Genomic DNA, 19,789 nt, shown 5'->3' with positions numbered 1-19,789 from the left:
TTCTGTATATTTCTTACTTATCCTTTATTCTCGGCATCTGTCGTGCGAGACGACGCACATGTACCTATATGAAAGCAAAGATAGAAAATTATATGGAACATAGAATAGGAGTAAGGAGAATAAATCGCCTTTTGCCTTACTTTGCTTTGCTTTGCCGATATATAAAATCAAGCGGATTTCTTGGATTACAGAATTGAAATCCTTACTTTAGCCTCCGTTTTCTGATTCAGGAATTTAAACGAATAGACTATGGCATATATTGATTATTATGAGGTACTCGGGGTGGATAAGAAAGCATCTCAAGATGACATCAAGAAAGCATTCCGCAAACTGGCCCGTAAGTATCATCCGGACTTAAATCCCAACGACCCTACGGCTAAGGATAAGTTTCAGGCCATCAATGAGGCGAACGAGGTGCTGAGTGACCCTGAGAAAAGAAAGAAATACGACGAATATGGCGAGCACTGGAAGCATGCCGACGAGTTTGAGGCGCAGAAACGGGCCCAGCAACAAGCCGGTGCGGGAGGCTTCGGTGGCTTTGGCGGAGAAGGGTTTGGCACTGATGGAGGCGGCACGTACTGGTACTCTTCGGACGGACAGGAGTTCTCGGGCAGCCGTGCCGGAGGTTTCTCCGACTTTTTCGAGCAGATGTTCGGGCATCGGGGCGGAAGCGGAAGAACGAATGCCGGCTTCCGCGGGCAGGACTATAAGGCGGAGTTGCAACTCTCTTTGAGGGATGCGGCGCAAACTCATAAACAGGTATTGACGGTGAACGACAAGCAGGTACGCATCACGATTCCCGCGGGTGTGACCAATGGTCAGGAAATCAAGTTGCGGGGCTATGGCGCTCCGGGTGTCAACGGCGGGCCGGCGGGCGATTTGTACATCACGTTCGTGATACTGGACGACCCTGTGTTCAAGCGTTTGGGCGATGATTTGTACGAGGAGGTCACCATCGACCTTTATACGGCTCTTTTAGGTGGAGAACAATTAGTGGATACACTGGAAGGCAAGGTGAAGCTGAAGGTGAAACCGGAGACTCAAAATGGAACCAAGGTTCGCCTCAAAGGGAAAGGTTTTCCCGTATATAAGAAAGAGGGACAGTTTGGCGACCTCATCGTGACGTATACCGTGAAGTTGCCCACGAACCTGTCGGAACAGCAGAAAGAGATGTTCCGCAAACTCCAAAGTATGAACTAAAAAGATGTAGCGCCATGCAGAACGAATTGATTATAATAAGCGAATATTGCAGCAAATGCCACATAGAACCTTCATTCATCGACATGCTGCAAGAGACCGGTTTGATAGATGTTCAAATCGAGGAAGGGGAACGCTGTTTGCTCTTTGACGACCTGCCCGATGTGGAACGTTACAGTCGTATGTACTACGATTTATCCATCAATATGGAGGGAATAGATGCCATCCATCATTTGCTGAAACGGATGGAGGAGATGCAGAAGGAGATACATTGGCTGAGAAGCAAGCTGCGCATAAAGGAATGAAAGAAGTACAAACCCTTATTGTCTTTTTTTCTTCCTCAAAATCAACACGATATATCTATCAGCGACTTGCATACACGTGTTGCAAATATAACGCAAATCTGAAAATAAGCATTCATAAGCAACAACAGCTCTTGACTGCAAAAGTACGGATTTATTTAATAAAAATCGTGATATAAACGCATAATAATCAAAAGTCTGTGGCAATTTTAACAGATTCTTCGGTTTTATCCTTACCTTTGTGTATGATATTGGGGTGTTATACCCAAACAACAATAAGGAAACTATGCAGATTCATAACAATACATTGATAGCGGAATGCTCGGCTTACGATTTCAAGGAAATGTTGGAGCGTAAGAAAGTAAAGTCGTGGCTTAAATCCGTGTCGGCATTTGCCAATACGGACGGTGGCAGTTTGTTTTATGGAGTGAATGATGACGGCGTAATTGTAGGGTTGGAGAATCCACAAGCCGATGCTGATTTTATCAGTGAAATGATAAAGGCACGACTTGACCCTGTGCCGGAAGTTCAACTTATTCCGATAGAACACGAAGGGCATACCCTGCTTGAAGTGAAAGTAAAGGTAGGAACGCTTACACCTTATTACTATTATCAGGATGGGACACGTACTGCGTATGTACGGGTTGGCAATGAAAGTGTAGAATGTAATTCACAACAACTTCTTTCGTTAGTATTAAAGGGTACGCACATGACATGGGATTCTCTTCCTACACAAGTGGATGCCAGCAAGCACTCTTTCATCATCCTTGCTAATACCTTCCGCGAGCAAACTCATCAGGAATGGAACGATAAGTATTTGGAATCATTCGGGCTTATCACTTCTGACGGAAAACTGACCAATGCCGGATTGCTGTTTGTGGATAATTGCACGGTATTTCAATCGCGTATTTTCTGTACACGTTGGACGGGACTTTATAAAGATGATGCTATCAGTTCCGTAGAGCATCGGGATAACCTCGTATTGCTATTGAAATATGGCATGGACTTCATCAAGAACTATACCATGAGCGGATGGGTAAAGATGCCGAACTATCGTTTGAATCTCCCCGACTATTCCGACCGTGCCATCTTTGAAGGACTGGTAAACCACCTTATCCATAGAGATTATACTGTAATGGGCGGTGAAGTGCATATTGATATTTACGATGACCATGTAGAACTGGTATCACCTGGTGCTATGCTTGACGGTACACAGATTCAAGACCGTGACATATACAAAGTGCCTTCCATGCGCCGTAACCCTGTCATTGCGGATGTGTTCACACAGTTGGACTATATGGAGAAACGTGGCTCCGGCTTACGCAAAATGCGAGAACTTACAGAGAAGTTACCCAACTTCTTGCAAGGAAAAGAACCGCAATATCAAACGGAAGCGACCTCTTTTTACACCACGTTCTATAATTTAAACTGGAACGAAAACGGAAGAATACCTGTTGAAGAAGTAGCCAACAGGGTAAATAGTACCCGCGAAAAGCACCTTGTAAACGAAGAAAGTTCGGTCGAAATGTTCGGTGTAAACAGCAAAAGTTCGGAGAAAACTTTCGGTGATACGCAAGAAAGTTCGGAAAAAGGTTCGGAGATAATGCAAAAAGGTTCGGAGAAAAAGTTCGGAGATTCGAAAAACAAACCTAAAAGCATTGGGAAAACCGCACAAAAGATTATTGATTTCGTCATTTCCGATCCATCAATGTCTGCAGAAACAATGGCCTATAAAATAGGAATAAGCTCCCGAGCCGTAGAAAAACATATTTCAAAGCTTCGTTCTATGGGTATTTTGTCTCGTGAAGGAGCTGACCATGGTGGCTATTGGCGCATAATTGTTAAACCATAAACAAAAAAACTATGGGAACATCTTTCATTCCACTCAGTGCAATAATTGCCGTTTTGATTATTGCCTTTTTGTTTGCCTCCCTACCACAGATAAATTATAAAATACGATACAGAGTGCTTTATGCAATAGCCATCATCATGCTATTTGCCGTTATTCCTATCAGTGAGTATATGACTGAGAATACCAAAAATTCACACAGCAATTATCTGCTTGTGTATAAATCTGCGTAGTTTTGACGTTTGTATGTCTCATCAAAGACTTGATTGTGTATATGTCAACGCCATTTTCTAGCAACAGCGAGGCATAGCTATGACGACCACAATGGAAGGTAATATGTTTCTTGATGCCGGATGCTTCTATCCAAACTTTCAGGGGGCGGGAAATCCAAGAGGCATCGGTCAATCCTTCGAAGACAAGTGCTTCATCATCACTTGGACGTTCACCACATAGTTGAAGGGCTTGTTGAATGACTGGCTTATAATCGGGTCGTTTTGTTTTTTGCTGAACCACAACCGCTTGCCATGTACCTTTGCTTGTCTGTTGAATCTGCTGCCATTTCAAAGTTTGAATATCACTATGCCGCAATCCTGTGAGAATAGAGAACAAGAACGCACGTTTCAAAACATCATCCTTGCAAGGAGTATCAACCAATATTTGCACTTCATTCATGGTAAGCGCAACACGAGGTTTCTCAATGTTTGTTATTCCCTTTACTTTCGCACTTATATCAACGGTCAGATATTCATCAATGAATGCCTGTTTCAATCCAGCTTTGAGTATAGAGAAATAAGTCGATGCCGTGTTTTGTGAGATAGTACCTTTCTTATTCCCTCCCATTGGGGCACGGAGAAGGAACATCTTAATGTCTTCAAGCAGTTTAACGGAAATTGCCTTGAATGGAATTGGCTGCCCTTGCGAATACATTTTCAATAATTCGCCTACACGCCTCCAATTGACTATTATTGAATCAGAACTGTTGGGATGACGTGTGCTTATAATACTATTGAAACCCGTTGGCGGAATTAAATAGTTGGCAAAATGTATAAGAAAAAGTTGCATATATCGCAGATTTTTAGTAACTTAGAGTATTCAATATTTAAGTTATATAATCTCGTTATGTGCAACTTGTATACAAAGTTCGTCAAAATTCTGGAGATATGCAAGGAATTCTCCGAAGATTTAGTTACTGAAGCTGGAAATGTTCGTCGTCCAGGCCCTGTGCCTCGTTTCTCCGATTTGGAAGTCATCGCATTGAGCATGGCTGCCGAGGCTGAGGAGATAGACAGCGAGAACTGGCTGTTTGAAGCGAAGTTGAAGGAGTGCCGTTCTTCCATCCCCAACCTTATCTCCCGCCGTCAGTTCAACGACCGCCGCAAGTTGGTTAGTGGTCTTTGTGAGCAGATACGCAGCCGCATGGCCAATCATATAGATGGTGGCGAGGATTACTTCTGCATAGACTCAAAGCCAATAGAAGTGTGCCGTGTGGCTCGTGGTAAGAGATGTAAGATGGGACGTATTGGTGATTTCCACAAAGCCCCTGACTTCGGTTATTGTGCATCCCAAGGCAGTTACTTCTTCGGATATAAACTTCACGCACTCTGTGGCTTAAGCGGTGTCATACATTCATACGACCTGTCCAAGGCGAGTGTTCACGACATCAACTATCTGAATGACATCAAGCCGCTTTACCACGATTGTAGCATATTCGGTGACAAGGGATATATCGGAGCGGAAATCCAGCTTGACCTCTTCGAGACGGCCAACATCAGGCTTGAGTGTCCCTACAGGCTCAACCAAAAGAACTGGAAGCCGGCCTTCATTCCTTTTGCAAAGGCAAGAAAGAGGATTGAAACTCTGTTCTCACAACTTACAGACCAGTTCCTCGTCATCAGGAACTACGCAAAAGAAACATGCGGCCTTTTTGCCCGAATAGTGGGCAAAGTCAGTGCCCTGACTGCATTACAATACATCAATTACATTAACAACAAACCCATAGGTAGGATTAAGTACGCACTGATTTAATTCCGCCAACGGGTTATTGAAATACTTGATAAAATCCTGTTCGCTCCGCTCATTCTGTGCAGCGATTTCGTTTTCCTTATCAGTGTATAGGATGGCACTATCATATTCATGTTGCCGCAACTTACGCACATTATCGGCATAGATACAAGCCTCTTGGTCTATCGTTGAACGGCATTGGATAATTCCATTCAAATCACGCTTAGGCTTATAGTTGAATGTTCCATCTGGCAAGATACGTGCAATGGACGACTTGTCCCAAACAGGTGTGGATATAGTTCGGTTAATAGATTCCACCACACGGCTTGCCCATTTAGATCCTCGCTTGTAAACCGGGTACGACTCTATAATCAGATACCACTCTTCTTTGTAATTCGACCTTCTGAGCTTCACGGTCACTTTGGTATTAGGTGGAAAAGCCACTCTACTTTGACCCTTTTGGCCAAACAGGATTGCCCACCTTGGCCATAATATGATTGCCCCTTTAAAGTCCTGGTGATAGGGGTCAATTTTATTTTATCCTTTTGATTCTCTAGTTTTTCTTAGACCTTAACTTGCGCATACTTTCACCGTACAACTCAATGGTATGGGCCGTATGAATGATTCGGTCAAGGATGGCGTCGGCTATTGTCGGATCACCAACCATGTCATACCAGTTGGACGATGGGTACTGCGAGGTTATGATAGTGGATTTCCTTTCATGCCTGTCCTCAATAATTTCGAGCAGGATGGGACGTTCCTTGGCATCAAGAGGTACAAGAAACAGGTCGTCAAGGATGAGTAACTGGCAACGCTCAATCTTCTTGAGCTCAGTTTCAAGTGTACCTTTGACTTTGGCAACCTTCAGTGCACCAAGCAGTTTGGGTGCATTGGCATAGAAAGTACGGAATCCCCTTTTGCATGCCTCGTGGCCAAGGGCACATGCCAGATAGCTTTTCCCTGTACCTGAAGAGCCGGTAATGAAGAGGTTCTGCCCCTTATGTACAAAGTCAAGGGTGGCGAGGCGTTCCATCTGATTGCGCTCAAGGCCCCGGTTTGTGGCATAGTCAATCTGTTCGAGATAAGCCTTGTATCGGAACGCCGCATTCTTAGTAAGCCGCACTATGGCAGCCTGGGCACGGTAATCCCATTCGCGTGCAAGGAGCATGGAAAGGAAGGTGTCCGCGGTCATGGACTGTGGAGTGGTGCCGGCAAGGCTTTCCCTGAAAGCCTCCGCCATACCGTGTAATTTCATGCGGCTCATCAAATCCAGTGATATGGTGTTCTGGTCTTGTTGTCCCGTTACGGGAGCTGTCTTATTATTTATTTCCATAATTTTAGCTTTATTGTTCCTGTTTGTCTTTTCTGTAATAGTCACGTCCACGTATATTCTTGTGGGTCAGTGGTGTCGGGGATGTCATGTCAGGCTGTATCCTCCCGTCCTCATCAGGAAGGAAATCCGCGTCTTCTCCCAGTTCAAGCACCTCGCGTAAGGCCTGATACCCGTATTGTAGCTTCTGTTCTGCGCAGGCGCAGGCAGCGACCAAACGGTCACGGCCGTATTTTTTCTCCAGCGTCAGTATGCCCCGACAGGATCTGAACGCTTTTGGAGGATATTGCATGACACGCTCCACTTCCCGGAGATAATTCAATACGATATTGTCTATTTCCGAGGCACGTCGGAAGAGTTCCTCAAGATCCTTGTCATAAGGACCATAGTGCCCCGGCAGGTTGTGCTCCTTTTTCCATGAATAGGTGTAGGGTATGTCACAGCGGTCGTGGATGGCGACAAGGTTCATGCTACAGTATATTTCCACCGTATCGGCATCATAGAGAATCGTCACACGCCTTCCTGCATATTCCTTCGGGACACTGTAATGGTGCCTGAACAACGAGACGTAGGAGTTCTTGCCCACGGTCATGAGTTTTCTCTCTTTCATCACGTAGCGTTTCTTAGGAAGCGGACGGAGATAGTCTTTCTCTCCACGCAGGAACATCTCCTTACGTGACGCCTCCCGACCGGCCATCACCTTTTCGTTGAAATCAAGCAGGGAAATACGGATGGCGGTATTGAGACCGTCCAGGCTGGAGAATGTCATCCCCTCTATGTCAAGGTAAACGGAACGGTAGAGAAGTTTCACGGTATTCTCAACCAGGGCCTTGTCCTTGGGGTGGCGTACACGGGCAGGATAGACTGCACAACCGTAATGCTCGGCAAAGGCGGCGAAATCATCATTGATGACCGGCTCGTTACGGTCGCTCCGTGTGACAGCTGCTTTCAGATTGTCGGGAACGATGGCCGCCGGGACACCCTCAAAATATTGCATGGCGTTCTCACATCCCCTTATCAGGTCTTCCTTGCGTTGTGACCATACGGCCTCACAGTAGGTATAATGACTGAACGGCAGGACAGCGACAAAGACCTCGGCCTTCTTCGTCTCGCCTGTCATCTCATCGACAACTTCAAGCCTGTCACCGGCAAAATCAACATACATCTGGTCGGCGGCATAGTGCTCGACATGGCCGACGACCTTGATGTGGAACTTGTACTGGCGGACTGCCCGCTTGAAGGAAGACAGCTGAAGACCGTCAGGATATTCAGCATGATACTCCTTAAACAGTTTTCTGACACTCATCCCTTTGCGTGTCAGGCGGGATACATATCCGGGAAGCAAAGCCTCTAATTCAATCCTTTTGGAAGAAGGCTCCCGACGTCGGGATTCCGTACCGCCAAACATCTCATGCAACTGCTCCTCGGAAAGGGAGAGAAGATGATCGATGCTTTTCCCACTTGAAAGGAACAGACGGACATACTTGCGGACAGTGTTACGGGAAGTATGGAACGTGGATGCCGTTTCCTTGATACCCATCCCTGCCGCATAACATCTTAAAATGTTCTTGATTCTTTTATTCATTTGCATAGATTTTATTATTACCCCTTACACCAGGACTCGGGTTCTCAAATCTACACAAAAAAAACTCTAACGACACTTGTACTAAGTGGTTAATGTTATTTTGGCCAAAAGGGGCAATCATATTATGGCCAAGGTGGGCAATCCTGTTTGGCCAAAAGGGTCAAAGTAGAGTGGCTTTTCCAACGAACCAATATCAAAGGATTTTTCAAGAGTTCCAAGAAGAGAAAGGAGAAAGTCCGATAAGAGCGATTATGAGTCGCTTTTCATTTGTCGCAACACTTTGAAAAATCGCAAGACCATCTATATTGCCAAAGAGTTACAGGACACAATGGCGGATATAGTCATGTCGATGAGAAACAGAGATATGACCATTGGCATCTATGTGGAGAACATCATCCTCCATCATCTTGATACCTACAAGGATGAAATCAACAGATTAGCGGAGATGAAGTTCAAGAAGCTGTTGTAAATCCCTATATTCAGATGTTTTAAATGGAACAGTTCTTTTGCTTGCCGTCTTGTCCTACAATGTCGGAGCGGGCAGGTTGCTGGGATACGGCAAGCATCCCAAAAGCCTATTGCTGCGGAAGATAGAGGAAGATAGAGCCGGGCGACAGAAATTTCTACCGTGAATTTGTCTCTTTCTGCCGATACAAAGGCAAAGTCCTCAGAGGATTGGTCAACCGACGAAATGTAGAGTTGACCCTGTTTTATGTGTACCCTGATTTTACAAAATACGCCTCTTGCGACATTTTTATGCCCACAAGGCGTGCTTTCTTGCCTTATTCTTCACCTCTCTGTGCACTCCTCTCCCAATACTAATATATAGTTGTATTGTCTTTCATAAATCCTTGTTTTTAATGGGTAAATGATTGTGCTCCTGCAAAATTAAAGGCATAACACGGGCTTCTTGAAAATAAGTATAAGGCAGGAAATATCGGAAATATGAGGATTTTGTAGAATGATTTACGCTACTCTCTTATTCTAAAACTCTGTGCCTTTACACATATTTTTCGAGAAAGCCTTGGTGAAATGATAGGAAAATATTACCTTTGCGATCGAAAACTACGAGATGTTTACACACAAACTCCGATTACAGAAATGGTAAAGCGTGATAAGTACTTGACCGAGTTGGTTTCATTACAAGGCAATGGTATGATTAAGATAATAACAGGAATGCGTAGATGTGGAAAATCGTATCTCCTGTTTGAGATATTTGTATCATATCTTGAACAGAATGGAATTAAATCAGATCATATCATAAAAGTGGATCTTGAAGATTTCAGGAATAGAGATTTAAGAAATCCGGACAATCTGTATTCATATATTGAAAATAGTATCATAGATAAAGAGAAGTATTATGTGCTACTAGATGAAGTTCAGATGCTTGATCATTTCGAGGATGTTCTCAATGGATTTCTCAAGATACAGAATGTTGACGTATATGTTACAGGCAGTAATGCAAAATTTCTTTCGAAGGATATTATAACAGAGTTTCGAGGACGCGGATATGAAGTAAAAATCTTTCCATTATGTTTCCATGAATATATGTCTGCCTATAAGGGCTCTATTCAAGCCGGGTTAAATGAATATCTGCTATATGGAGGATTGCCACAAATTCTGTCATGTACTACAGAGGAACAAAAAGTTAAGTTTTTGAAATCTCTGTTTGAGGAAACTTATATCAAGGACATTAAGGATAGGTATGATATAAGAAAAAATGATGATTTAGAAGAACTTATCAACATTATGGCGTCTGGTATCGGTGCATTGACAAATCCCAATAAACTTGCAAATTCATTTCGCAGTGAGAAAAAATCATCTATATCCTATGACACAATAAAGGATTACATCGACTATTTATGTGATTCTTTTCTTGTTGAAAAGGCAACTCGATATGATATAAAGGGCAAACGCTATATAAACTCTCCTTTCAAATATTATTTCATGGATTTAGGGCTACGCAATGCTCGTATCAATTTCAGACAATATGAAAAGAGCCATTTGATGGAAAACCTTATCTATAATGAAATGCGTGTTCGTGGATTTAATGTAGACGTTGGAGCAGTTCCTATTGTAAATGTCAAAGAAGATGGAAAAAGACAACGTTCCACTTTGGAGGTTGATTTTGTCTGCAATCTTGGAAGCCGAAGGTACTACATTCAATCCGCATACAGAATGGGAACAGATGAAAAAGTGAAACAAGAGCGAGCATCTTTATTAAAAGTGGATGATTCATTCAAAAAGATAATCGTAATAGGTGAAGAATGTCCTGTTACAAGAGATGAACAGGGAATAACCACAATTAGTGTTTATGATTTCCTGCTTAACGAAAACTCCCTAGAATTATAAATATAGAATTCATTATGCTTATAAATAAATATACATTTTCCGGACATGAATCGTTTCCTTGCAAAGCTTTGTGGCTTAAGAAGGGGTATGATTTTGCACTAGAGAATAATGACTGGAACGAACTTTATTCTATTGTCAAACTCGGAGTTGGTAAGAATATGGTCGCCTCTATACGTTATTGGATGAGAGCATTTGGAATGCTTGATGATGACGGACTAACAGACATTGCTCATCTTATATTTGACTCTAATAATGGCACAGACCCATTCATTGAAGATCTTGGGACACTTTGGCTTTTACATTATACACTTATAAGCACAGGAGAAGCTACACTTTATAGATTGTTTTTTACAAACTTCCAACACGAACGTCTCACCTTTGATCGTGAACACGTTGTTGCATTTGTGAAGCGTACGATGACGGAAAAAGGGAAATTGAAGAGTTTCAATGAGAATACGGTAAAAAAAGACGTTGGAGTGCTTCTACAGAATTATGTTCTCTCACACAAAACTTTATCTATGGAAGATTATTCTGTCCTTATGACAGATCTAGACTTGATTCGTTTATCAGGAGACGAAAAGCAATATTCTTTTAATGTAGAGGGGAAGCGTCAAATTCCGCTTGAGATTCTGCTCTACGCAATCGTGAGAGAGAAAGGAGATAATGATAGCGTAGACTATGATATGCTGCAAACCATAGGTAGCATATTCTGCCTAACTGATATGGAACTCATAAATATGCTCATCGATATACAAGAACTATTTCCAGATGTATTTCGTTATTCCGACACAGCAGGATTACGTCAAGTTCAATTTCTTCATAAATTGAAACCAAGTGAAGTTCTTAAACACTACTATAGAAATGAAGAATTTTAGTCTGTCAGCCAACATAGAATCAGGAGTCACAGGTAGCGATAGGTATATTGTTACACCTAATGTAGAAAAAGTGGTGGGAGAAATTGTCCGCCAATATCAGACTGGCATACACTCTTTTACCATTATTGGTACATACGGTACTGGAAAATCGTGTTTCCTACTCAGGTTGGAGCATGATTTGATAGGAACGGATACATACAATGTATTGATAAAAAATTCAAGAGTACTAGCACCAGTTAGTGGCTTTGATGTTCTAAATATAGTGGGAGAGTATCATCCACTAGATTATTTGCTCATTAAGAAATTGAGCAAGAAGACTAATGGGGATACAGCTATAGAGATGTTGCGTAACTATTATCACCGACTGAAGAAGCATAATAAGATGCTCGTAATAGTTATAGATGAGTTTGGCAAGATTCTTGAACATGCTGCCAAAAATGAGGTTGAGAAAGAACTATACTTTATACAACAGTTGGCAGAGTTCGTCAATGTTCCAGGACGAAATATACTTCTGCTTACAACTCTTCATCAGAATTTTAGTGCATACGCTTCAAAGCTGAATATTGTTCAAAAAAACGAATGGGCAAAAGTAAAAGGGCGTTTCCAAGAGGTGGTTTTTGCGGAGCCAGTGGAGCAACTGTTGTATATGGCGGCAGAGGTATTGCGTAATAATACCGATATACTTAGTATACAAACCCATTCTATCTATGAAATTGCTTTGCAATGTAAATTTATTGCACCTACTCTCAAGGAAGGAACAATGCAAAAGCTTTTTCCTTTAGATACATTCTCTGCGATTATACTCACTAAGGCTATTCAGAAATATGGTCAAAATGAACGCTCCTTATTTTCATTCCTTAATTCCAAAAGTTCTGATTCTTTAAGTAATTTCACTCCTACACCTACCTGTACATACAATTTAAGTGTTGTTTATGATTATCTTGTGGCAAACTTTCATTCGTATTTAACCGATGTAAATGCAGATTCAATGGGATGGAGGGCTATTATTATTGCCATTGAGCGTGTCGAAACTGCTAATTGGGAAAACGATCTGTCAATGACAGCTGCCTTAAAAACAGTAAAGGCTATCGGACTACTTAATATTTTTGGCAGTTCAGGTTTTTCTATGCCAAGGAAGCAACTTATTGAATATATGAAATATGCGATGGCTATAGATATGGCAGAGGTTGTGTTAGAACAACTCATTAATCTCCGCATCATACGATACGCAGAATATAAAGCACGATACATTCTATTTGAAGGGACAGATATAAACATTGAAGATGAGATTATAAAGGCTTCTGCTGTTATTCCTGTTCCAATACATCCTATTGATTTACTTCGAAAGGAATTCAAGAATCGTGTAGCTCCAGTCAAAGCATATTATTATCACAGCGGGACACCTCGCTATTTTGAGTATAGGCTTTATGATGAGCCATTCGGTCAGCCTCCTGCGAACGAGGTTGATGGTTTTATTGAATTAATTTTCTCAACCCGTGAAAATACGTATGATGAAGTAAGTAGTTTCAGTAAAGATTGTAAGCATGCGATCGTCTTTGCAGTCTTCAACCATACGGAAGCAATCATTGAACATCTGCACAAAATACAAATCTATGACTATATCGTAGAAAAAATCTTGATAGACAAAACTGATAATGTTGCCTTGAGTGAAATTCGCAACCTTAGAATGTATGAACAGAATTTGCTGAACAAAAAGATAAAAAACAGTCTATTTTCATATCATGACGAGGTAACGTGGTTTTATAAAGGTATGGAGAAAAAGATTAGTAGCCAACGAGATTTTAATGCTTTGCTTTCTGATGTTTGTAATGATGTATATTTCCTCACTCCTGTAATAAACAATGAACTTATTAATCGTCAAAAACTGAGTGCTAGTATATCTGCTGCACGTGTAAAATATCTGCAAGCTCTCATTTTATATGCGGATAAAGAGGACCTCAGTTGGGAAAAAGATAAATATCCGCCAGAGAAGACAATCTATTACACACTACTCCAAACGACGGGGTTACATCAATACGGAGAGTTTGCGGACGCTCCACAAGTGGATGGTATGATGTCACTTTGGAATGCATGTGAGAATTTTCTTCGTAGCACTCAGGAAAAACCACGTAAAATATCAGAGCTGATAAAAATACTCTCAGAGCAGCCCTATAAGATAAAAATGGGAGTGTTGGATTTTTGGATCCCGACCTATTTATTTATAAAAAGGCTTGACTATTCTCTTTTTGGGAGCAATGGCGTGTATATCCCTGAAATCAATATGGAGTTTTTTGATTTATTAAAAAAACATCCCTCTGATTTTACTATCAAGGCGTATGCTGAGGATGGGGTAAAGATTGAATTCTACAATCAGTATCGCAAGTTTATCCATGCGCCGGAGAGTAAAAAGATAAATAGCAATAAGTTTATTGAAACTATCAAGCCATTCTTTGTATTTTATCATCAGTTGAATGATTATGCTAAGCACACTTGCAAGTTTGATCATATAACAACTCTGCGTTTTCGAGACGTACTTGCCAAGGCGAAAGATCCTGAGAAGACATTCTTTGAGGATTTACCTGAAGCATTAGGATACGACAAGAATTCATTAAACAACACGGATTTTGTTGCAAACTATTGCCACCTTATACAAAAAGCAGTGAGAGAACTTCGCTCGTGTTATACTTCGTTGATAGACAGAATAGAGGAACAGATAATTGAACGGCTTGAACTTCAAGAGTATGAATATATAGATTACATTACAGAGATTCGGCAACGTCTTTCACACATAAAAGAACATCTCCTTTCAGACAAGCAACGTGATTTCTATAATCACGTTATGGCAGAATTCGACAATCGACAAGAATGGTATCAAAGTATTGCTTATGCTGCGCTGGATCAACCACTTGAACGTTTGAGAGATGATCAAGAGGAACAACTCGTTGACAATATCATATATCTCTTCCGAGAGTGTGAAAAACACTCTGTTGTTTCAGAAGCGATGTCTTTTCAAGTAAGTGTCGAAGAAAAAAAACGTTCTAAAGAATTAGAAGCTAGAATTGAGAAGTTATTGTCGGAGGATGTCAATCTCAACATTTATGCATTGATGAACCTATTGAAGAAGAAAATGAAATGATAAAGGTGAGACATATACTCGGCATATCGGGAGGGAAAGATAGTGCAGCTCTTTCCATCTATCTAAAGCATAAATACCCTCATATGAAGATAGAGTATTACAATTCTGACACAGGTTGTGAGTTGAAAGAGACGGAGTTACTAATAGATAAACTCGAAGCCTATTTAGGGAGTATTAAGCGATTACGTGCAGCAGAAGGCAGTCCAGAGGCAACTCCTTTTGACCACTTTCTAAAAGCCTGTGGTGGATTTCTTCCATCTCCACAGGCTCGATGGTGCACGCAAAAAATGAAATTGGCTGAATTTGAAAGATTTGTTGGAGATGACTATGCTGTATCCTATGTCGGTATACGTGGTGATGAAAATCGTGATGGCTATATTTCCTCAAAACCCAATATCCAAGCTGTATTTCCATTCAGGAGAAATATTTGGAGTATTGATATTATCAATAAGGCTCTGCATAATGATCAGCGGGAACAAATAATTGATATCTATAATCGATTTTGTTCTGAATTCCAATTGGAAGAAATTATGGAGATCTTGAAAAGACCTCTGAATAAACAGTTCTACTATTCTAAAACGCTTAATGCTTTGCTTGATATTGATGTAAAATTATTCAACCGCGTAGTTTTTGAGTATCTAAAGACTACAGAGTATCCTGTGGGAAAATTGGATTCATTTCCATTAATAGATAATGATGAGGTTCTTGTAAAGGAAGATATATTCCGTTTGTTGCGCGAAAGTGGAGTTGGAGTTCCCGCGTATTATGAAGAGATACCTTTTGAAGTTGATGGAAAAATTGGAACATACTGCCGAAGCCGATCAGGCTGCTATTTCTGTTTCTACCAGCAGAAAATCGAATGGATTTGGCTCTATGAGCAACACCCCGACCTATTCAAAAAGGCAATGGAATACGAGAAGGATGGTTACACATGGATTCAAGGCGAGAGTTTGGAAGACTTAATTAAGCCTGAACGCATACGTCAAATTAAGTTAGATGCTATCAAACGACAAGAACAAAGAGCAAAGATGAACAGCAATTCTTTGTTGGTAGATATATTCGCAGATGATGATAATGATGTTTTATGTGCAAATTGTTTTATATGAGAAAAGGGGCATTTTTAAATTTGTATGACGAGGATAAGTTATATGATATAATCTACTATCATAATCCCTCTCATTGGATAGATAATAAAATTGATGATTTAAATCCAATCTCAGATGAAGCTAAGTGGTCAGAAGAAATAAAATATTATGAAGGAGGGGTCATTTCTGAAAGTATTGAGAATCTACCAACGAATACAGGTGGTATATATATGTTTTATCTTAAAGGGATTAATCTTCCATTTATTGAAAAATATGTTGTTTACATCGGTAGGTGTCATTATTCAGAAGGAAGACAACATATTCGTAAACGGGCAAAAGAATATGATTCTGATGAATCAAGGACAGATATTGTCAGAATGAAAAAGTACTGGAAAGATTATCTGTTTTATCGTTATTATCCAGAAACAAATAATGAACAAATAGATAAAGATGAGGTTGCCCTTATTCGTGCAATAAGACCTCCATTTAATTCGGAAATACCAGATAAATTAGATGTTCAACCAACTGAAAAGGCATTTTAATCATGGAACCAACAAAAATACCTGCAATAAAAGGAAGAATTGGAAATACTGTTTACTATTGTGCCACTATGTCCTTCGGGCAAATTAGCAGGATGGTAAAAAAGGTTGATGATGAATTACATACAGCTAATTCATTAAAAGAGCAGATACAACGCTCTCTCTCCAATAATTACATAAGGATAAAAGAGTATATATTAAACCGTGAAGACCGCTTTTTTGACAGCCTTGTTCTTGCCGTTTATGATGGAGATCCTTTGTGGACAGAAATTCGATTTGAGGTAGAAAATAATCAGTACCCAAATATCGGATTATTGGAGTTCTCTGGTCGTGAAAAGATTTTTCCAGTTGATGGTCAGCATAGAGTAGAAGGAATCAGAGCTGCATTGTTGGAAAATAGAGAGTTGGAAAATGAGACCATTAGTGTGATGCTTATAGGTCATCAAAATACAACAGAAGGAATGAAAAAATCTAGGAGAATCTTTTCAACGCTTAACAGGTATGTTAAACCTGTTCGTTTAGGAGACATTATTGCTCTTGATGAGGATGATACGGTTGCTATTGTTACACGAGATTTATTGGAAACATACCCCTTGTTTATGGGAGAAAGGATAAAGGCGAGTAATAATAAATCAATTCCTCAGTCAGATAAAAAAGCATTTACTTCATTGATGACATTATATGAATGTCATCTTGTGCTTTACTGGGTATTCAAATGTCAAAAAGAACGGCATCGTTATGTAAAATCTCAAATAAAAGATCAGTTAAAATATAGACCATCTGATGATATTATTGCTGAATTTAATCGGTATTTGGTCGGTTTCTGGGATTGTATGAATTCTACTTTTGAAGAGATAGAGGCATACATAAATAATAATTCAGATAATCCAGCTGCAGAACTACGTTCTACAGAAAATGGAGGAAATCTGTTTTTCCGTCCAATCGGTTTATTGCCATTTGTTGAGGCTGTTGCTAGAATATTGTTAGCAACAAATAAGTCATTCGATGAGATAATCTCTGGTTATGTAAATTTGAATCGTAATGTTCATTCTGACATGTGGGATATGATATTATGGAATCCAATAACTAGAAAGATGATTATGAGAAACCAATCATTGGTTAATTCCCTATTGATAAAAATGATGGATGATAGCATTTTAACCGAAAGAGAAAAGACTAATATGATAAGTAAGTACGCAACAATATTCAATATAGAACTGCCTGAGGCAGAACGAAGAATAGCTACAATAAGATTGTAACTATGTTAAAAGATGTGACATTTCCGGCACACCGCCATTTCAAATCGCGAACGGAGTGGGAACCGATAGGTTTCTTCTCTGATTGTTTGTGTAATGCCACGAGATTTGATTTGATGTTGGGATTCTTTTCCTCTTCTGCAATTAATGTTTTGGCTGATGGTTTTGCATCGTTTCTATATAATGGTGGACGTATGAATCTAATTGTAAACGATATTCTGACCGAACAAGATAAAAATGCCATCGCTAGCGGTAAACTTGATTCGCCTATCCCTTTTTTTGACGTAACTGACATCGAAAAACTGAAAAATACATTGTCAAAGCGGGATACTCACTTCTTCAATTGTCTTGCATGGCTTATCCGTAACAATCGACTTGACTTTAGAATTGTCGCCCCAAAAGACAGTATTGGTATTTCTCACACCAAAACAGGCATTTTTAGCGATGGTGTGAATAAGGTCGGGTTCGATGGCTCTTGCAACTTTTCACGGTCGGCATTGATTGACAACATCGAAAGCCTTACGGCTTTCTGCGATTGGGATAGCAACCCAGCATCCGCAACAATAAAAAGAATCAATTGTGAATTTGAACTTGTATTTGATGGTCAAGACGAGAATGTTATTTTTGTACCAACAGACAAGGTAAAAACCCATATTGCCGAATCGTTCAAGAACAAGGAACTGAAAGATTTGCTGGAAGATGAGTACAAGTTTATTCAGCAGGATATTGCTGATAAATCATTGTCAAAATCAATAATAAAAGCATTGAGTAAAGCCAAAAGCAAGGTTGAAATCGAGATTGAGAGGATAAAGAAGCAAGGCGAAACCATTGAGCCAATTGACTTCGGAAGACCTCGTTTCCCCTACGAATCTGGACCGCGTGAATATCAGAAACAAGCATTCGAGAATTGGAAGAGCAACAAACAGAAAGGTTTGTTTGCCATGGCTACAGGCACAGGAAAAACCATCACTTCATTGAATTGTCTGCTTGAAATCTACAACAAGTTAGACTACTACAAAGCCATTATCCTTGTCCCGACAATCACACTTGTCGAACAGTGGGAAATTGAATGTAAGAAGTTTAATTTCAGTACTATTATAAAAGTCTGCTCGAAGTATAACAATTGGAAATCGGCAGTGGCCAATCTTCGTTTGCTCGAAATGACAAACGCCCACAATGATATATCTTACATTATCATATCAACTTACGCTTCATTTGTTCGATCCAATGTTTTTATGGAATTGAACCAATTCCCCAAAAACAAACTTTTGCTTATCGCAGATGAAGCACACAATATGGGCGGAGGATTGATGGCTCAACGTTTGTCAGACATAAGATATTTGCGTCGCATTGGACTTTCTGCCACACCCGAAAGGCAGTTTGACAATACGGGTAACCGCAAACTGATGGACTTCTTTGGCTGTGCCGACAGTTATACATTCGAGTATTCAATGGCAGAAGCTATTCAGAATGGAGCTTTGTGCCGTTACTATTACTATCCGCACATTGTTCGTTTGACTGAAAACGAGATGGAAGAATATGTTGGACTATCAAAGAAAATAGTCAAGATAATGGGTTTCCATGATGAGGAAAGCCAGGAACGTTTGAAAATGCTTTTGCTGAAACGCAAACGCATCATTCATAAAGCTGCAAATAAGTTGTCTGTTTTTAAACAGATTGTTCAACAGCGAATGGAAGAAAGAAGTAGTTTGAAATACACATTGGTCTATGTCCCAGAGGGTAACAAGCCCGATAATTTCGAGGCTGATATTTTCGACCAGTCCGACACAATTGCATCTGACCCCGACACGGAACATTTAATTGACGATTTCACCCGCATTGTCCGCGATATGGATTCTCATATCATTGTTCGTCAGTTCACCTCTGAATCAACCGACCGCGATGCTATGCTTAAAGGCTTTGCCAATGGTAGCATAGATGTACTTACCTCAATGAAGTGTTTAGACGAAGGGGTTGATGTGCCACGAAGCGAATTGGCTATTTTCTGTGCAAGCACAGGAAATCCACGCCAATTCATTCAACGCCGTGGACGTGTCTTGCGAATGCACAAAGACAAACGCTTTGCAATCATTCACGACCTCATCGTAATACCAGATAATGTGTTCGATGAAGAATGTTATGCTTTGGAAAAAAATCTTGTGCAAAGCGAGTTGAGGCGAGTCCGTGATTTTGCCTTGTTGTCTGAAAATCTGAATGACACTGATAACGAGCTGCAAGATGTGTTGAATCATTATAATTTATCCATATTTAATTAGTGCAAT

At 40.5% G+C, this 19,789-nt stretch carries 13 protein-coding genes and 5 pseudogenes; 14 read left to right on the top strand and 4 right to left on the bottom strand.

What is annotated here, in order from left to right; all coding sequences use genetic code 11:
- Nucleotides 1-249: 249 nt before the first annotated feature.
- The 4 genes and pseudogenes from C4H11_RS05265 to C4H11_RS14415 form a co-directional block, all read left to right on the top strand.
- Nucleotides 250-1,200, top strand: coding sequence for a DnaJ C-terminal domain-containing protein (locus C4H11_RS05265; protein WP_106040747.1), 951 nt, complete (start codon nucleotides 250-252; stop codon nucleotides 1,198-1,200).
- Nucleotides 1,201-1,214: 14 nt separating this feature from the next.
- Nucleotides 1,215-1,502, top strand: coding sequence for a chaperone modulator CbpM (locus C4H11_RS05260; RefSeq protein ID WP_106040746.1), 288 nt, complete (start codon nucleotides 1,215-1,217; stop codon nucleotides 1,500-1,502).
- A gap of 283 nt (nucleotides 1,503-1,785) precedes the next feature.
- The gene (locus tag C4H11_RS05255; protein ID WP_106040745.1) at nucleotides 1,786-3,351 is read left to right on the top strand and encodes an ATP-binding protein; all 1,566 of its coding nucleotides are present in this window, start codon (nucleotides 1,786-1,788) and stop codon (nucleotides 3,349-3,351) included.
- A gap of 11 nt (nucleotides 3,352-3,362) precedes the next feature.
- Nucleotides 3,363-3,566: pseudogene (locus tag C4H11_RS14415) on the top strand (hypothetical protein); the annotation flags it as partial.
- Here C4H11_RS14415 and C4H11_RS05245 read toward each other — a convergent pair.
- A pseudogene (locus tag C4H11_RS05245) lies at nucleotides 3,511-4,359 on the bottom strand (site-specific integrase); the annotation flags it as partial. The pseudogenes C4H11_RS14415 and C4H11_RS05245 sit on opposite strands and share 56 nt — an antisense overlap.
- A gap of 30 nt (nucleotides 4,360-4,389) precedes the next feature.
- Between C4H11_RS05245 and C4H11_RS05240 the strand changes: the two are divergent.
- A complete protein-coding gene (locus C4H11_RS05240) occupies nucleotides 4,390-5,373 on the top strand; it encodes an IS982 family transposase (protein ID WP_106040391.1) in 984 nt (327 codons plus the stop codon).
- Here C4H11_RS05240 and C4H11_RS05235 read toward each other — a convergent pair.
- From C4H11_RS05235 to istA, 3 genes and pseudogenes are all read right to left on the bottom strand, one after another.
- A pseudogene (locus tag C4H11_RS05235) lies at nucleotides 5,374-5,793 on the bottom strand (Arm DNA-binding domain-containing protein); the annotation flags it as partial.
- Between the two features lie 109 nt (nucleotides 5,794-5,902).
- On the bottom strand, nucleotides 5,903-6,682 hold the full coding sequence (istB, locus tag C4H11_RS05230; RefSeq protein ID WP_106040164.1) for an IS21-like element helper ATPase IstB: 780 nt from the start codon (nucleotides 6,680-6,682) through the stop codon (nucleotides 5,903-5,905).
- A gap of 10 nt (nucleotides 6,683-6,692) precedes the next feature.
- Nucleotides 6,693-8,264, bottom strand: a complete 1,572-nt coding sequence (gene istA / locus C4H11_RS05225) for an IS21 family transposase (RefSeq protein ID WP_106042995.1) — start codon at nucleotides 8,262-8,264, stop codon at nucleotides 6,693-6,695.
- A gap of 178 nt (nucleotides 8,265-8,442) precedes the next feature.
- Here istA and C4H11_RS05220 point away from each other — a divergent pair.
- The 9 genes and pseudogenes from C4H11_RS05220 to C4H11_RS05180 all read left to right on the top strand — a co-directional run.
- Nucleotides 8,443-8,733: pseudogene (locus C4H11_RS05220) on the top strand (DUF3408 domain-containing protein); the annotation flags it as partial.
- A 34-nt stretch (nucleotides 8,734-8,767) separates the two neighbouring features.
- Nucleotides 8,768-8,981, top strand: a pseudogene (locus C4H11_RS14410) (glycoside hydrolase family protein); the annotation flags it as partial.
- 384 nt (nucleotides 8,982-9,365) lie between these two features.
- Nucleotides 9,366-10,616: an ATP-binding protein gene (locus C4H11_RS05210; protein ID WP_043895990.1), complete on the top strand. Its 1,251-nt coding sequence runs from the start codon at nucleotides 9,366-9,368 to the stop codon at nucleotides 10,614-10,616.
- Between the two features lie 14 nt (nucleotides 10,617-10,630).
- Entirely contained in the window at nucleotides 10,631-11,491 is an 861-nt protein-coding gene (locus C4H11_RS05205) for a DUF4007 family protein (RefSeq protein WP_021663295.1), read from the top strand.
- Complete coding sequence (locus C4H11_RS05200; RefSeq protein ID WP_021663294.1) at nucleotides 11,478-14,627, top strand: hypothetical protein; 3,150 nt, start codon at nucleotides 11,478-11,480, stop codon at nucleotides 14,625-14,627. Before C4H11_RS05205 ends, C4H11_RS05200 begins: the two co-directional genes overlap by 14 nt.
- Complete coding sequence (locus C4H11_RS05195; protein ID WP_021663293.1) at nucleotides 14,624-15,733, top strand: adenine nucleotide alpha hydrolase family protein; 1,110 nt, start codon at nucleotides 14,624-14,626, stop codon at nucleotides 15,731-15,733. Before C4H11_RS05200 ends, C4H11_RS05195 begins: the two co-directional genes overlap by 4 nt.
- Complete coding sequence (locus tag C4H11_RS05190) at nucleotides 15,730-16,254, top strand: hypothetical protein (protein WP_106040744.1); 525 nt, start codon at nucleotides 15,730-15,732, stop codon at nucleotides 16,252-16,254. The genes C4H11_RS05195 and C4H11_RS05190 overlap by 4 nt, the downstream gene beginning before the upstream one ends.
- A gap of 2 nt (nucleotides 16,255-16,256) precedes the next feature.
- Nucleotides 16,257-17,510: a DNA sulfur modification protein DndB gene (locus C4H11_RS05185; RefSeq protein ID WP_046824815.1), complete on the top strand. Its 1,254-nt coding sequence runs from the start codon at nucleotides 16,257-16,259 to the stop codon at nucleotides 17,508-17,510.
- A gap of 2 nt (nucleotides 17,511-17,512) precedes the next feature.
- Entirely contained in the window at nucleotides 17,513-19,783 is a 2,271-nt protein-coding gene (locus tag C4H11_RS05180; RefSeq protein ID WP_106040743.1) for a DEAD/DEAH box helicase family protein, read from the top strand.
- Nucleotides 19,784-19,789: the final 6 nt, after the last annotated feature.

The sequence above is a fragment of the Bacteroides zoogleoformans genome (genome assembly GCF_002998435.1).
GTDB classification, from domain to species: domain Bacteria; phylum Bacteroidota; class Bacteroidia; order Bacteroidales; family Bacteroidaceae; genus Bacteroides; species Bacteroides zoogleoformans.
This window is presented reverse-complemented; position numbering and strand designations above follow the sequence as displayed.